General features: G+C 43.9%; 13 protein-coding genes. 3 read left to right on the top strand and 10 right to left on the bottom strand.

The features are described 5' to 3' along the window. Positions 1 to 15 precede the first annotated feature (15 nt). From BGK61_RS17625 to BGK61_RS17610, 4 genes are all read right to left on the bottom strand, one after another. Positions 16 to 1,308, bottom strand: coding sequence for a DUF2254 domain-containing protein (locus tag BGK61_RS17625; protein WP_061485913.1), 1,293 nt, complete (start codon positions 1,306 to 1,308; stop codon positions 16 to 18). Positions 1,309 to 1,441: 133 nt separating this feature from the next. Beyond that, positions 1,442 to 1,588 carry a DUF2256 domain-containing protein gene (locus BGK61_RS17620; protein ID WP_014998419.1) on the bottom strand — a complete coding sequence of 49 codons (147 nt, stop codon included), beginning with the start codon at positions 1,586 to 1,588 and terminating at the stop codon, positions 1,442 to 1,444. Further along, a complete protein-coding gene (locus BGK61_RS17615) occupies positions 1,575 to 3,113 on the bottom strand; it encodes a cryptochrome/photolyase family protein (protein ID WP_076011788.1) in 1,539 nt (512 codons plus the stop codon). Before BGK61_RS17615 ends, BGK61_RS17620 begins: the two co-directional genes overlap by 14 nt. A gap of 3 nt (positions 3,114 to 3,116) precedes the next feature. Then, the gene (locus BGK61_RS17610; RefSeq protein WP_076026121.1) at positions 3,117 to 4,541 is read right to left on the bottom strand and encodes a cryptochrome/photolyase family protein; all 1,425 of its coding nucleotides are present in this window, start codon (positions 4,539 to 4,541) and stop codon (positions 3,117 to 3,119) included. 111 nt (positions 4,542 to 4,652) lie between these two features. On the opposite strand from BGK61_RS17610, the gene BGK61_RS17605 reads away from it, so the two are divergent. Both BGK61_RS17605 and BGK61_RS17600 read left to right on the top strand, forming a co-directional pair. Then, a complete protein-coding gene (locus tag BGK61_RS17605) occupies positions 4,653 to 5,960 on the top strand; it encodes a DASH family cryptochrome (protein ID WP_076012788.1) in 1,308 nt (435 codons plus the stop codon). 12 nt (positions 5,961 to 5,972) lie between these two features. Next, positions 5,973 to 7,604: a cryptochrome/deoxyribodipyrimidine photo-lyase family protein gene (locus BGK61_RS17600; RefSeq protein WP_076012789.1), complete on the top strand. Its 1,632-nt coding sequence runs from the start codon at positions 5,973 to 5,975 to the stop codon at positions 7,602 to 7,604. Positions 7,605 to 7,606: 2 nt separating this feature from the next. Here the strand turns inward: BGK61_RS17600 and BGK61_RS17595 are convergent, their stop codons facing one another. Continuing rightward, positions 7,607 to 7,894: a hypothetical protein gene (locus BGK61_RS17595; protein ID WP_014998414.1), complete on the bottom strand. Its 288-nt coding sequence runs from the start codon at positions 7,892 to 7,894 to the stop codon at positions 7,607 to 7,609. Between the two features lie 210 nt (positions 7,895 to 8,104). Here BGK61_RS17595 and fabA point away from each other — a divergent pair, with 210 nt between their 5' ends. Further along, on the top strand, positions 8,105 to 8,623 hold the full coding sequence (fabA, locus tag BGK61_RS17590) for a bifunctional 3-hydroxydecanoyl-ACP dehydratase/trans-2-decenoyl-ACP isomerase (protein WP_014998413.1): 519 nt from the start codon (positions 8,105 to 8,107) through the stop codon (positions 8,621 to 8,623). 101 nt (positions 8,624 to 8,724) lie between these two features. On the opposite strand, the gene rmf is transcribed toward fabA, so the two are convergent. The 5 genes from rmf to rlmKL form a co-directional block, all read right to left on the bottom strand. Further along, complete coding sequence (gene rmf, locus BGK61_RS17585) at positions 8,725 to 8,901, bottom strand: ribosome modulation factor (protein WP_014949558.1); 177 nt, start codon at positions 8,899 to 8,901, stop codon at positions 8,725 to 8,727. A gap of 302 nt (positions 8,902 to 9,203) precedes the next feature. After that, the gene (locus BGK61_RS17580) at positions 9,204 to 10,961 is read right to left on the bottom strand and encodes a DUF3466 family protein (RefSeq protein ID WP_076012790.1); all 1,758 of its coding nucleotides are present in this window, start codon (positions 10,959 to 10,961) and stop codon (positions 9,204 to 9,206) included. Between the two features lie 12 nt (positions 10,962 to 10,973). Continuing rightward, positions 10,974 to 12,914, bottom strand: a complete 1,941-nt coding sequence (gene uup / locus BGK61_RS17575; protein ID WP_076026120.1) for an ATP-binding cassette ATPase Uup — start codon at positions 12,912 to 12,914, stop codon at positions 10,974 to 10,976. Beyond that, a complete protein-coding gene (locus tag BGK61_RS17570) occupies positions 12,911 to 13,144 on the bottom strand; it encodes a glutaredoxin family protein (RefSeq protein WP_014998410.1) in 234 nt (77 codons plus the stop codon). Before BGK61_RS17570 ends, uup begins: the two co-directional genes overlap by 4 nt. After that, entirely contained in the window at positions 13,141 to 15,237 is a 2,097-nt protein-coding gene (rlmKL, locus tag BGK61_RS17565) for a bifunctional 23S rRNA (guanine(2069)-N(7))-methyltransferase RlmK/23S rRNA (guanine(2445)-N(2))-methyltransferase RlmL (RefSeq protein WP_076011657.1), read from the bottom strand. The genes BGK61_RS17570 and rlmKL overlap by 4 nt, the downstream gene beginning before the upstream one ends. Positions 15,238 to 15,296 lie beyond the last annotated feature (59 nt).

Below are 15,296 nucleotides of genomic sequence, written 5' to 3'. Positions count from 1 at the left end.
TACTGACTAGGTATATCAGTCCTCTTTAAGGATTTGATGGAAGTGCTTTACTCGCTCTATATCATTGTCATAGTTCATCAATAACTTATTTCTCTCAAAACTGTGCTCTGCCATGCGTATCGCCTCTGATTTAAAATCATCGTTTAGGTTATTGAAGCATGTCTTTAGGGTGGTTAACGACTTTTGAATTCTTATAGCGACTTCTATATTGGCGCCACCATCTCGCGCTATAGATGTGTATGCGTCGTCGTATAGGTCGGCAACGTTCAACTCAGGAACAGAAATACGATCATACTTTGCAGTCTCGCTCTTTTTTTCCTTTTGTGTTTTCGGGCTGTCTTCGAATTGCTTTCGCCACATAAGCATTAATCGTGTAATGATGCTAATAGTATTTATTGCCGTACCGTGATCATTGACGGATGGCGACAACGCTCTTGATGCTATCTCAGCCAGTACGATAAAGCCGAAGCGCGGGTCTGCCTCAAAGGAGCGGGCTTCTCCAATAGTGAACGCGCTAATTACATCCTTGGTTTGTTCATCTTTATTAACGTAGGCTATGGGGCGCTCTGGTGTCACAAACTCACCCGGCAGCATGGCAACATTTATAAAACAGTCATTACTTTCAGCCCAGCGCTGTAGTTTTGCAATATCTATTAACTGAATGTAGCCTACTTGCTCGGTAAAAATAGCGTGAGCCCCCTGCTCTTTTACTTGTCCCTGTGGGACTGCGCCCAAGCAAGGCATATCAATTCTGTTTTTAATGGCACGAGTGGTTGCGTGCTCCACTTTCAGTAGTGTTGAGCCTACGCGCCCTAAGCGTGCTACGCTGTCTACCCATCGTATGAATGTTAAGATAACAATGATGAAAGCCACACAGGTCAGACAGAATAAAATGAACAATCCCGCTTCATCGAAGAACGCCTGAGTCATTGCAGTAAGTGCAACAGCACTATATATAAATGCGCCTATAAAAACTGAGAGCGCATTTTGCGAGACGTCGTCTGATATTATAAGGCTTAAAGAACGAGGTGTAGATGATTGGCTCGCTGACGCGTAAGCATTGACCATAGTGCCTGCGGAAAACGTAGCAATAACCATCATACTTGATGCCATTATTGAAAGTAGCGTTTCAACGGAATCGGGCTTTATTTCAGGGATATGTTCGGCAAGTGATGTACCGTCAGCAACTTTAGCTATAAAAACCGCGAAGATAGAAAGCAAACAAAAGCCAAGAGGCTTCACCCAAAGCTTCTCTTTTAGACTGTATAAAAGAAAACGTAGCCTATCTACGGTTATCGGTGCTTCCACAACACACTCCTTGTATTTTCACTTTATTTCATACGCAACAGTAGCGGCGAATGATTAACTATAGTTTTTATTTAGCGGTAATGATGCCTTAGCGATCTATGTTTCTAGTTTTGCCCACACGCCATATCGCGCTTTACTCATCGGTAGCGCTTTTTCTATTTCCGGCGCAACGCTTGGAGCAATAACGTACATTTTCCCAATTCTTTTCCCATTTTTTACGCCACGTAAATGGCCTTTGGCAAACCGGACATATCTTTGTGGGTAAATCAGACTTCTTCATTTTTGGTTAGCTTTGATAGAAATATTGCAGCATCTTGCTTCATGGTCTCGATGTTTTCTTCCTTCATCCGTCCATAGGTTTTGTAAATCATGGCCATTCGATGATTGTTACTCAGTTTTTCTTTGTGCTTATCAATAAAGTGCCAATACAAATAGTTGAATGGACAGGCTTTCGGCCCCGTTTTTTTCGAAACCTGGTATCCACAGTTCTTGCAATAGTTGCTCATTTTGTTGATATAACTACCGCTCGCGACATAAGGCTTACTCGCTAAGTTGCCGCCATCGCTATACAGAATCATGCCTGCTACGTTAGGAAGCTCAACCCACTCGTAGGCATCGGCGTATACCAACAAATACCATGCTTGAACCTCTTCTGGGTTAAGTTCGGTCAACAAGCTGAAGTTACCAATTACCATGAGACGCTGTATGTGATGGGCGTAAGCGTTTTGTTGCGTTTCTTTAATGCATTGCCGCATGCAATTCATATTCGTTTGTGCGTTCCAGAAGAACGAAGGTAGTGCGCGGCTGTTATTAAAGTAATTATCAGTTTTCAAATTTGGCATAAAGTGCCAATAGAAACCTCTAACATACTCGCGCCAGCCTAGGATCTGACGTATAAACCCTTCGGCAGAATTTAGAGGTACTTGTCCTGCGTGGTAGGCTTGCTCAGCAGCGTGGATAGCTTCGCTAGGCGTTAACAAACCGCAGTTCAGATAAAAGGCTATATGAGAGTGGTAAAGCCAAGGCTTACCTTCCACCATGGCGTCTTGATACTGACCAAAATTAGGTAATCTTTCTTCTATAAAAGTATTTAAGACGCTGAGTGCGCCTTTTCGAGTTACCGCAAAATGGAAGTTATCTATATCGCCAAAGTGATCGTTGAACTCCTCTTTCACAAGGCCGATAACATCTGCTGTTATGTCGTCAATTTCAAACGTCGAGTGTTTAGGAACCTTATGAGTTTCAGGCATAGATTCGCGATTTTGCGCGTCATAATTCCACTTACCCCCGATGGGGTTCTTACCTTCCATTAGTATGTTGTGCTTGCGGCGCATCTCACGGTAAAAAAACTCCATACGAAGTTGTTTTTTGCCGTTTGCCCAGTCGGTAAATTCCTGAGGGGTGGATAAAAAACGATTATCATCGCAAATTGTAACAGGAACCCCAAGGGTATTTTCCCATTGCTCCATGCTTTTAAGCAGGCGGTATTCACCGGGCATGGTCACTCTTACTTCATCAAACGTGTTTTCGTTAAGCGCGTATTTTACCTGGGCGAGTAAACCGCCTTGATTGTTTTCGTCGTTATAATGAACGTAGTTAACGTTAAAATTGTCGCCGCGCAACGCTTTGGCAAAATGACGCATAGCACTAAACGAAAATGCTATCTTCTTTTTATGGTGTTTTACGTACGTGGCTTCCTCACGCACTTCCGCCATTAATATGGTGTCTTTACTTTTTACTGCATTAGCTATTGCCGGTAATGTTTCGGTAAGCTGGTCGCCTAAAACTAAAATAAGTGCCGCCATACCCTACTCTTTTATTTGTTGAAAAGCGTCAAGTGCACGCTGACGCGACGCTTTCAAATCAACGATAGGCTTTGGGTATTCCTTGCCAAGCTCGATGCCTGCCTCTTTCAATATGGCGTTTGGAGCTTCCCAAGGCTTATGAATGTATTTATCTGATAACTTATTCAACTCGGGGCAGTACTTGCGAACGTATTGCCCTTTGCTATCAAATTTCTCACCTTGCAGAATTGGGTTAAATATCCTGAAGTAAGGTGCTGCATCGGCACCTGAGCCCGCTACCCATTGCCAGCTGGCGCTATTGCTGGCAAGGTCGGCATCTAACAATGTGTCCCAGAACCACCGCTCGCCTTCGTGCCAGCTGAGCAGTAAGTTTTTGACCAAAAACGAGCCCACAATCATACGTACTCTGTTATGCATGTAGCCTGTTTGCCACAGTTCGCGCATACCCGCGTCGACGATAGGAATACCAGTTTTGCCTGTTTGCCATGCTTTAAGTGCCTTAGCGTCAGTACGCCAGGGAAACTTGTCAAATTTATCATTAAAGTTTTTATTAGGCAGGGTCGGAAAATGGAACAATAAGTAATAGCTAAACTCCCGCCAACCAAGTTCACTTAGATAAGTTTCAATGCTCTTGTCTTCGCTATTACCAAACTTGTCTTTAATCGCATACCAAACTTGATTTGGCGACACTTCCCCGAAATGTAGGTGGGGAGATAAGCGAGATGTACCTTTTGCAGATGGTATATCTCTTCCATCTTTATACTTTCGCGCTGAATTCTGAATAAAGTCAGCTAGGTTATCAGCGGCGCCGTCTTCACCTGGAGCCCACGTTTTGGCGATGGTCTCATCCCACTTGATAGTGGGTAACAATCGTAAAGATGCTAAATCATCACCTTCATTACATACATCGGCATAAGTAATACGTGCTGGCGGTGCTTTGGGGTAACGAGGCTCTTCAATCTGTAAACAGCCTTTTTTGTAGTATGGGGTAAAGACTCGGTACGGTGTACCGTCTTTCTTTAGAACCTTCATGGGTTCCCACAACAAACTACCATTAAAACTGTGAGCTTCGTAATCACTATCGATAAGTGTTTTCTTAATCCCTTTATCCCGATTTATTTGCCACGGTTCGTAGCACCGATTCCAGAAAATACCCTTGGCATCAAATGACGCCATTAACTTGGGAATAAGCTTCTGAGGATCACCCTTAAATATTTGTAGATGCCCGTTCAGGCGTTTATTCAACGACACTAGCGAATGATGAAGCCACCATTTGCTGGCGCCTCCTGGTTCTCTTCCGTTAGGCGTTGTGTCATCGTAGATGTAGATGGGAACTATTTTTCCCATGTCGCAAGCAGCGTTTAATGCCGGATTGTCTTTTACACGAAGGTCTTGTCTAAACCACATGATACTAACAGGAACGGTCACTTTTTTTCCTCAGGCGTTGCGCCAAATTTTTATATTATTCGTATTGCATGTATTACGGTAATAAACGGGTTCAGGATCCGTATAAACAGTAAAAAAGTGCTCTAAATTAGTATGATAAACAATCACACTCAACAACAGTGTTCAAACCTTAATCAACGAGGTTTGTTCTGGTTTCGACATGACCTAAGGCTTCACGATCAAGCCGCCATCGCCGCGCTTTGTAAAAAAGTTGCTCAAATTACTTTTGTCTACATCTTAGATGATAAGAATTTCAGCCCAAATGAGTTCGGATTGTCTCCAATGGGACAACACAGGCATACATTCTTGTTGCAGACTTTAGAAGATTTAAAACGCCAGTTGGCTGGCTTAGGTCATGAGCTACTCGTACTAAAAGGCAAGACGGAAGAGTGCCTAGCGAATCTTTTACAGGCGGGCCAATATACCCATATAGGTGTTAGTCAACATTGCGGTTATGATGAAACTGCTCAATTAAACGCAGTAAAGCGTTTCTCTAATTCATTGACTGTGGTTGAAACCCCAACGTTCGGGTTGTTTGATGTTTCGACATTACCATTCAGCATTGAAGATATGCCTGATGTTTTCAGTCCGTTCCGCAGAAAAGTAGAGAAGCATAGTGAACCATTACCGGTTCAAGATGCGCTAGCGTCTTTACCCGACGCATTTACGCCCCCGTTGGATGAGTCATTTCATTTAACCCTTGATATTGATTTACCCGCGCCATCAGAAACATCATTTGTAGGAGGTGAAACAGCGGCGCTATCCCACTTAGGCACTTACCTCTTTGACTGGCAGTCGGCGTCTTCATATAAAGAAACGCGAAATGCGCTTGATTCTTGGCAAGACAGTACTAAGTTCTCAGCCTGGTTAGCTAACGGTTCACTTTCTGCGCGAGAAGTCGTTCGGCAGGTACAGCTGTTTGAAGCAACAGTCGAGAAAAACGATTCCACTTATTGGATTTACTTTGAGCTACTGTGGCGAGAATTCTTTCACTGGTTGCAGTATAAATATGGAGCAAAATGGTTTCACTTCAGTGGGATTCAGGGGAAAACGCCATCTACACAACATTGTCCAGAAACGTTTAGACTTTGGTGTGAAGGTAAAACAGGCTATCCAATTGTAGATGCGTGTATGCGACAGCTTGCGGAAACGGGGTACATGTCTAACCGCGGTAGACAACTAGTAGCAAGTTGTTTTGTGCACGAACTTCGTCAAGACTGGCGATATGGCGCAGCGTGGTTTGAGCATCAACTCATTGATTACGATGTGGGAAGTAATTGGGGAAATTGGCTCTACCTTGCTGGTGTTGGCAGTGACCCTCGCGGACACAGACAATTCAACTTGATAAAGCAAACAGAGATTTACGACCCCAAGGGCCAATTCCGTAAAAAGTGGTTATAGGTTACATGTTCTATGGTGCCAGATAACCCTAAACCGTCCATTACGATTATATGGTTTAAGCGAGATTTTCGCCTGCGTGATCATGAGCCACTTTTTCGAGCTGTAGAAGCGAAAGAAAATATATTGCCGCTTTTTTGCTGGGAACCATCGCTTATTGAAGACCCACATATGGACGTTCGCCATTGGCGATTTGTTCAGCAAAGTATCGACGATATTAACAACCAGCTTCCTGCACCTGCCCGTATTTTGACGTTGCACTGTGAAGTGATAGATGCATTTAAATTTATTGCTCGGTATTACACCATTTCTGCGGTTAGGAGTTACCAGGAAATAGGCCTAAAGGTTACGCATAACCGTGATATGAGAGTGGCTAACTATCTGAATAATAAAAATATTGCTTTGAAAGAAAGCCAGTTTGGAGCAGTAATTCGAGGTTTGCCCCATCGAGCTCAATGGCAGTCGAATTGGGAGCACCATTTTACAACAAGCACTTACGATTTTAATATAAACAGTGCCAACTGGGTCGCTTGGACGCAGCATGCTGCGATAAAAGATGCTGAAAAGAATTTCGACGACATCGCCGGTGATAGAGCGTCTATTAGCCGCCAATTTGACCCTAACTCAGTCTACGAAACCAACCTTCGTCCCGAGGTCATCGCGCACCTAAGTGAACTTGAAGCTATGCAACCTGGCGGTGAAAAACGTGCATGGCATGTGCTGAAAGACTTTTTTAAAAGTCGGGGGAAGTTTTACCATCAGCATATATCGATGCCAGAGAATGCGAGGCGAGCATGCTCTCGATTGAGTCCATATTTGGCTTGGGGCAATATATCAATCAAGCAAGTTTACCAAAGTGTTTTGCAGCAAAAACAAGTGAAGAAGACGTTAACGGCCGACGAAGGAAAACAATGGGGGCGTGCCCTTTCTGCATTAACTTCCAGACTTCACTGGCATTGCCACTTCATCCAAAAATTTGAAAGCGAACACAGTATAGAATGGCGCCCAATGAACCGTGCCTATGAGAACTACCCTTTTATTGACGGCCCTGAAGCTGAGCGTCGTTTTTATCGTTGGAAAACCGGCCTAACTGGCTATCCACTGGTTGACGCCTGTATGCGAGCGTTGAAGTATACCGGTTATCTAAATTTTCGCATGCGCGCTATGATCACTAGTTTTCTGTGCCATCACTTAAATGTTCATTGGCTAAAAGCTGCGCATTACCTAGCTACGCAGTTTTTAGATTTCGAGCCAGGTATTCACTATCCACAAATTCAAATGCAAGCCAGCGTAACAGGTATCCACACCGTGAGGTTGTACAATCCTGCTACACAATCAAAAAAATTAGATCCAGAGGGTCTATTCATAAGAAAGTGGGTGCCAGAGCTTAAATCATTGCCTGGCGACGCAATACACGCGCCGTATCTATTGCCTCCTCTAGAGGCTCAAATGCTCGACTTTGACCTAGAGCGAGACTATGTCGCGCCCATTACTAACATTGCTATTCATAGCCAGAGCACGGCTAAGCGACTATGGGACTTTCGAGACAGAGATGATGTGGTTAAAGAAGCGCAGCGCATAGTGAAACGTCACACCATGCAAAATAGCCCCAGTCGAGCATGGCTTAAAACTAAGCTAGACCATTAGGCCTAGCGGTTATTTTTTCGAAGCCACTCGTTTAAAAGTTTAATTTGTCCGCACTTGTATGCCGCGTACATAAGTCTCATGGCGTTCGACATTGCTTCACTATCTGTCCAACCCGTCTTGTCGCGTATTTCGTCATAACACGCTTTTGCTTCTGGGCTTACATAGCCTCTTACTAGCTTTTTACCCGCGTCTTTTTGTCTTTCTCTGAAACGTCGCTGTTTATCTGCATTGGCTTTAGCTCTATCTGCTGCACTTTTCTTAATGATCTTTTTCGTCGTTTGTTCTGTCATAGTTTTCACATAAAGTTACGTTATGGTAGAGCCTAAAAAGTTAGGGTCTGCACATATTTCATACTCCTAGCGTGATATTTATACAGGCCCAAGTAACTTAAGCTATATTAGCACGCGTTTTTCTTCAGAAAAATGACTGTTCAGAGTTGTTTGGCGTACAACTGTTCGCTAAATTAGCACCGTCACTTAAATAACAGCAACGAGTTGGGAATGTCAGAGAAGAAAAACAGTTTTAATAGAGAAGATTTATTGGCGTGTAGCCGTGGTGAAATGTTTGGACCAGGTAATAGTCAACTTCCCGCCCCTAACATGCTTATGATGGACCGTGTAGTTTCAATTACAGAAGATGGCGGCGAACATGGCAAAGGCGAAATCATCGCCGAATTGGATATTACCCCGGATTTATGGTTCTTTGACTGTCACTTTCCGGGCGACCCGGTAATGCCAGGCTGCCTAGGCCTAGACGCGATGTGGCAACTGGTTGGCTTCTTCTTAGGTTGGAGCGGCGGCCCAGGTAAAGGTCGTGCACTGGGCGTAGGTGAAGTTAAATTTACCGGGCAAATACTGCCAACAGCTAAAAAAGTTACTTATAAAATCACTATGAAGCGCGTGATTAAGCGCAAACTGTTCATGGGCATGGCTGATGGTACAGTAGAAGTTGATGGCCGTGAGATTTATGTAGCGAAAGATTTGAAAGTTGGCTTGTTCCAAGATACGTCAAACTTCTAAGCTGTCTTTATTGAGCTTTACGGTCAAATAATCTCGACCTACAAAAAAGCCCCTTTTCAGGGGCTTTCCTTTTTGCATAATCAGTTCATAAAAGAGAAGTGTTATTTGACACTTAAACCTAAGTGTCTGTCTTCTACTGCCTCACGCCATCCACCTAACCATTGTGAACGTGCATCGTTTTGCTGAAATGGACAATTTTCCTTTGAACGACCGCTAATGCCAGCTTGATAGCCTTTAGAATGGGCGCGTGTCAGTTTATCTCTTTTTTGTCTTTTCATTGATTAGCCTCTTTTGTTTGTTGAAAGTACAACAAATCATTTTCTCGAGCGCTCTACATCATTTCGGTTGATAGTGCCGGAAAAGTGATTGCGTACACTACTTTGATAGTGCAATTAACTAAATGGTTCAAGAAAAATAAAAAATAAAAGGGCTTGACAAAGTTTAAATAAATGAAGTTTCGATGAAATTTTTGTTACATTTTTTATGCATAAATATGTAAATTTTTACATTATTTAGGCATAAAAAAAGCCACGGGTGTGTGGCTTTTTGAAATGTGATCACATAATAACCAAATGGTCAGTTATTTTTTCAACCGTCTGCGCATAAATACACCTGCAAACAGACCGAAAAATGCTAACCATCCTGTGGAAGCGCCCTTGCGCTCATAGGGTTGTTCGTCTTCTGGAATTTCACATTCTTCTATCGAGCCATTCGCTAACGGAGAAAGTTTGACTGCTACAATTGTGTCAATTTCTTCAGTTTCACCGTCAGAATTAATAACGTCATTGCCCGTTACGTATTTGTTAGTGGCTTTAATTCTCGCATTCGCAATGATTTCGTCATTGTCATTGATATCTACCGCTTCAATAAGTTCGTACGGGTTATCACACGACACTAAATCATTTAAGTCAATAAACTCTTCCGTATCGATGTTGTACATGAACGCGGCAGTTTCACGTAGCGTTTCACTGGTAGCGACTACATCTGCCTTACCAACAACAATATTATTGTTATTAATGGCATTTGCAGTTACCCCTGCGCTCACAAAGAAACCATCTGGATAATGTTGCTCTTGTGTGTCTAGGTTATAAACAAATAAACGCGAACGTGCGACATCGCTTTGAGAGCGAAGCACAGCACCGGTTACCCAGTTTTCGTCGTTAATTGCAATTGCTTGGCTAATGATATTTTCTTCTCGCGGAAGAAGCTCAATTGTCTCACCATCTCTAAACACTGTAGCGACACGCTCGCTTTCTGTTCTGCCTCTAGAGTTTGGACGAGTAATTGAAATACGATTACCGGTAAGGCCCTCACCTACGGCAATGCCTTGGTTGTTAATATCATAAGCATAAGTGAAATGGTGAAGCGTATTGTCTTCATCCGGTTCGAACAACAATGGATAAGTTTCGGTGCTTATTACGTCGCCGTTTACGTCAATTTGCCAAATAGTGGCGTTAACCTCAGATAAAAGTACAAAGCTAGGCAGGTAAGCGGATGTCGAGTTAATGAAGTAGCTAGAAATACGAGGAACAGCAAATTCGCCGTTATACACCGTATATAAACAACGGCCTTCAGACCTGTCACCGCGGGTTTCTTCGTCTGCACAGGTTTCAACAGCGTCAGCCACGTCATCTCTAAAGCTTACCGTACTGAAGCCTGCAACCTGAAGATTTGCGTTAATTGCGCGAGCCGAAGAAAAACCTCCTGCCGTTGTATCAACCGCAGGTAGAACTTTTGTTTCTCCTGAAGCTTGAACAAAAGCTTGCTGCGCCGACTCAGGGTAGGTGTAATTTACCGTTTCGCCATCTTCATCTTCGTATGGGTCAAGAACCACTAAACCAGTCGAATCACCCACAATGAAGTTACCGTTTAAACTATCGCGGCCTGTCGATTCAACTGACTGTGTATAGTCGTCAAACTTTTCTGTGATTTGATCTAAACCTGGTACTAAAGCAATGTCTTGTGTATCGGTTATATAAGTTCTGTACGACGCTAACTTCTGACCTGTTGTATTGTTTGAGTTGGTCAGAAGGTAGTTCACAATAGTGGTGTAATCTTTATCGGTAAAAACGCCTTGTCGCGCGTCTTCTTCGTTTTCTAATTTTTCACCATACTGGTCGAAAAATGTCGTGTCGTTTTCTAGTTGTTCTGCATCGATTGGTGGATTGAATTCCAATTGTGCTACAGACAACATTTTGCCTGAGTTATCGATCGAGCGAGCAAAGTTGTTTCTAGCGGTATCCTGTAAAGGAAGAGGCGTCACTGAATAGGTCGCGGCGAATGCCGAAACACTTCCTGTTGCCAACAGAACGGCGGCGGCAAGCTGAGTTCGTTTCATTTAAAATCCTATTTACTGCTGATTATCTTCCAGCATACTTTCTAGTTCATCCCAGCGCGCATATTTCTGGGAAAGTAATTCTTCTTTATCTGCCAGTTCAGCTAAAGCCTTGGCAGTGATGTCGCTGTCTTGTTTGAAAAAGTCAGGGTCGTTGACCTTCTCTTGCATAGCCTCAAGTTCTTCCTCGAGTTTTTCAAGCTCTTTGGGTAAGGACTCAAGTTCACGCTGATCTTTGTATGATAGCTTTTTCGTCTTACGGGGAGAAGACTTAGCACTAGGACTGCCTGAAGCTAAATTAGTTTCATTCTTTACCTTGGCTTTTTCTTCCTTTTCGATTTGCTGACGTTTTTCCTGTTGCTCTTTATACCAGTTTTCTACGTCGGTGAAACCCCCAATAAACTCCCTTAGCAAACCATTACCTTCAAAAACCACGCTACTATTTGCTACGTTATCAACAAATTCCCTATCGTGGCTTACTAGAAGCACGGTACCGGTATATTCGTTGAGTAAGGTTTCGAGCATCTCTAAGGTTTCAACATCAAGATCGTTAGTTGGCTCATCCAGTACCAGAACATTGCTAGGCTTAAGCATGAGTTTGGCCAACATTAGGCGGTTCTTCTCACCACCAGATAGCGACTTAACTGGCGCATTGACGCGCTCAGGTGTGAATAGATAGTCTTGTAGGTAGCTAATAACGTGGCGCGGGTGGCCGTTTACCATCAGGTCACGCTTACCGTCGCCTACCGCGTCTATCACAGACTTTTCTAAATCCAAGCCGTGGCGATGTTGGTCGAAGTAAGCAACTTCAAGGTTGGTACCCTGCTTACAGTTCCCGCTGTCGGGTTGTAATTCGCCTAACAATAGTTTGATAAGCGTACTTTTACCGCTACCGTTAGGGCCAATAAGTGCAAGCTTGTCACCACGCAGAACATTCAAGTTTAACCCTTTTACAATAGGCTTTCCTTCAATGCTGTAGCTAAGATCTTTAACTTCAAACACCATCTTACCTGAGCGCACGCCCTGGTGTTGGCTAACCACCGCATTGCCCTGAACCGCTCTTCGCGCTCTGCGTTCTTCGCGTAACTTTTTAAGTGCGCGAACGCGACCTTCGTTGCGAGTACGACGGGCTTTAATTCCCTGGCGAATCCATACCTCTTCTTGCGCAAGTTTCTTATCAAACTCAGCGTTTTGAGAAGCCTCAACTTCTAGGTCGTGTTGTTTTTTCTCAAGGTAGGTTTCGTAGTTTCCGGGGTAGCTTGTGACAGTACCTCGGTCTAGGTCTACTATACGGGTGGCCATGGCGCGAATAAATGCACGGTCGTGGCTCACAAATACAATCGCACCCTGATAGTTGCTTAAACTTGATTCGAGCCAGCGGATCATCTCAACATCAAGGTGGTTAGTCGGTTCGTCCAGTAATAATAAATCAGGCTGTCTAACAAGCGCACGGGCTAACGCAGCCTTTCTGCGCCATCCCCCAGAAAGCGTTGATAAAGATATCTCAGGGTCAAGCTTTAGCATGGTAAGCGTTTGTTCAATTTGCTGTTCAAACTGCCACGCGTCTCTTGCTTCTAACTGTTCTTGTAGTAGCTGAAGTTTATTTAAATTTGCTTCGCTTGGGTCTTCACCAACGATACGAGTTTGGTGGAAATAGGCTTTAAGTGTTTCACCAACGTCAGATAGGCCTTCGGCAACATAGTCAAAAAGTGTCACATCTGTGGTTTGAGGTGGATCCTGTTCTAAGCGCGCAATGACCGTATTATTTTCAATAATACGCTGACCATCGTCGGCAATAATATCGCCAGCGATCACTTTCATCAGTGTTGATTTACCACTACCGTTGCGACCTACTAGGCAAACGCGCTCTTTAGGCTGAACAACCAACTCGACACCGTCTAAAAGCGGTGGATTTCCATAAATTACAGTGATGTTTTTTAACTGCAAAATGCTCACTGAAGAAACTCCTCTAAATCGGCGGTACTAAAAGGCCAGCCAATTTCTTTTTTGTTATCTGCCCGTTTCAAAACGGGGATCCTTGCACCATACAAATGGTAAAGCTCGGTGCTTGTGCGAATGTTAACTTTTTCAATATGAAGCGATGAGAACACGGACGTTTGTTGAAGCTCAACATCAGCTAAGTCGCACAGGCTACATTGCGGCCCGGTGTAGAAATAAATTTTCATGAGCCTAGCACCCAGCACTGATGGATATTGCCTTTGCGTGCAAAATCTTCTGGAATAGTGTCTTTAGTAATATTGTCTACTGACAAGCCCAGTTCATTGATGGCTGATTCGTCTAGCTTAAAGCCACGCTTGTTGTTAGAGAAAACGATGATCCCCTGCTCTTTTAAGCAGGCTTTAGCATCGGTCAGCATTTTCACATGGTCGCGCTGCACATCCCACGTATTTTGCATACGCTTTGAGTTTGAAAATGAAGGTGGGTCGATAAAAATTAAATCGTACTTACCTTTATGCGCAGCCAACCATGTGGTGCAATCAGCCTGTATAAAGGCGTGTGGGCAGGTCAATTTGTTTAGCGCCACATTCTTCTTTGCCCACTCTAAATAGGTATTAGACATATCTACAGTAGTTACAGACTTTGCGCCGCCCATAGCAGCAAAAACCGACACACTACCCGTATAAGAAAACAGGTTCAGCACGTCTTTATCCTGAGACAAAGCTTTTACTTTTTGACGAGTATTACGGTGGTCTAAGAAAAGCCCTGTGTCTAGGTAGTCAGTAAGGTTAACCAAGAAACGAGCGCCATTTTCAAACACTTCCATCATTTCGCCAGACTGGTTAATTTTCTCGTACTGCTTTGTACCTTTTTGTTGACTACGCACTTTAAGCGCAATGTGTTTGGGTGACACACCGGTTACGGCAGGCAAATGTAGTAACACTTCTTGCAGACGTTTTCGTGCCTTGTCTTCAGACACGGTTTTTGGTGGCGCGTATTCTTGAACGACCAGCCAGTCCCCATACCTATCTACGGCCACGTTATAGTCCGGCAAGTCAGCATCGTAAATGCGGTAGCAGTTCGTGTTAGCGCTCTTGATCCAACCTTTCATGCGTTTAAGGTTTTTCTTCAAACGATTAGCAAACTCGTGATTACTTGCGTCTTCACTAAACTGAACCGTGTTTTCTTCATTTAACACATAATTAGCTAAACGGCACTCCAACTTACCATTATTCATAGCGTAGTCTTTGGTGGCGCGTAGTTTAAGCACGCGCAGCAAATCGCGATTACTGCTAAGCAGTGACACATGCCACCCTTTCCACGCTTCTTTAAAGCGTTTACCCCAATCACTAAACAGTGGTATTAGCGATGTTAGCTCGCCCAAACGTTCACCGTAAGGAGGGTTTGATACAACGTAGCCTGGTGTAGAAACAGGAGGAGAAGACTTTGTCGCGTCTTGTTGTGAAAACGAAATATCGTTAAACACACCAGCAAAATCAGCGTTTGCTTTCGCTATGGCGACCATTTTACGGCTGAAGTCACCCGCATAAATACCGCCGCAGCTTGGCTTTTGAACGGAAATAGCATGCTCTACTAAGTTATCCCAAAGCTTTGCTTCGTGGCCGAGCCACTTAGTGAAGCCCCAGTAAACGCGCTTAATACCTGGCGCAATATTGCGTGCGATGTAGGCTGCTTCAATAGCAATGGTGCCCGAGCCGCACATTAGGTCAACTAATGGCGCATCGGTATTCTCGGTCCAACCGCTACGCATTAACATTGCGCTTGCGATATGCTCTTTAAGTGGCGCGTCACCCGTTTCTTGTCGGTATGCACGCTGGTGTAAGCTGGCGCCAGCTAAGTCGATGCCTAAAATTACGTTATCGCGATGTAGCCTTGCATATACAGAGATATCAGGGTTTTTACGTTCTACTGAAGGGCGTGGTAAGCCCTGCTCAACGAAAGAATCGACAATGGCGTCTTTTACCCTTACAGCACCAAACTGGGTATTTTTTATAGCGAAGTTTGTGCCGATAAACTGCACAGATAAGGTATGACGTGAATCCATCTGCATTTGCCAGTCAATACCCATAGCCGTGTTATACAGCGCATCTGCATCGCCTGCTTTACCTGATGCAAGCACCCAAATTACGCGGTTGGCTAGCCGTGACCATAAGCAAAGTTTATACGCATCTTCCTTTGAGCCTTCAAACTGAATAGTGCCAGGCCCTTGTTTAATTTGCGCATCAGGGCATAGGCTTAGCACTTCTTGTTTTAATAGTTCGTCAAGACCGCGACTGGTCGTAACCAGAATAGTATTCATTCATGTACCTGTTTTTGATGTACGTACTTAACAATAAAAGTACGTACACGAGAGATTGG

Origin of the sequence: Alteromonas abrolhosensis (genome assembly GCF_001953635.1) — a bacterium.
GTDB classification, from domain to species: domain Bacteria; phylum Pseudomonadota; class Gammaproteobacteria; order Enterobacterales; family Alteromonadaceae; genus Alteromonas; species Alteromonas abrolhosensis.
This window is presented reverse-complemented; position numbering and strand designations above follow the sequence as displayed.

Coding starts and splice junctions, on each gene's coding strand:
- fabA (WP_014998413.1), top strand. CDS start 8,105: ATGTCAGAGAAGAAAAACAGTTTTAATAGAGAAGATTTATTGGCGTGT.
- BGK61_RS17620 (WP_014998419.1), bottom strand. CDS start 1,588: ATGAAGAAGTCTGATTTACCCACAAAGATATGTCCGGTTTGCCAAAGG.
- rmf (WP_014949558.1), bottom strand. CDS start 8,901: ATGAAAAGACAAAAAAGAGATAAACTGACACGCGCCCATTCTAAAGGC.
- BGK61_RS17595 (WP_014998414.1), bottom strand. CDS start 7,894: ATGACAGAACAAACGACGAAAAAGATCATTAAGAAAAGTGCAGCAGAT.
- BGK61_RS17600 (WP_076012789.1), top strand. CDS start 5,973: ATGGTGCCAGATAACCCTAAACCGTCCATTACGATTATATGGTTTAAG.
- BGK61_RS17580 (WP_076012790.1), bottom strand. CDS start 10,961: ATGAAACGAACTCAGCTTGCCGCCGCCGTTCTGTTGGCAACAGGAAGT.
- rlmKL (WP_076011657.1), bottom strand. CDS start 15,237: ATGAATACTATTCTGGTTACGACCAGTCGCGGTCTTGACGAACTATTA.
- BGK61_RS17605 (WP_076012788.1), top strand. CDS start 4,653: ATGATAAACAATCACACTCAACAACAGTGTTCAAACCTTAATCAACGA.
- BGK61_RS17570 (WP_014998410.1), bottom strand. CDS start 13,144: ATGAAAATTTATTTCTACACCGGGCCGCAATGTAGCCTGTGCGACTTA.
- BGK61_RS17615 (WP_076011788.1), bottom strand. CDS start 3,113: ATGGCGGCACTTATTTTAGTTTTAGGCGACCAGCTTACCGAAACATTA.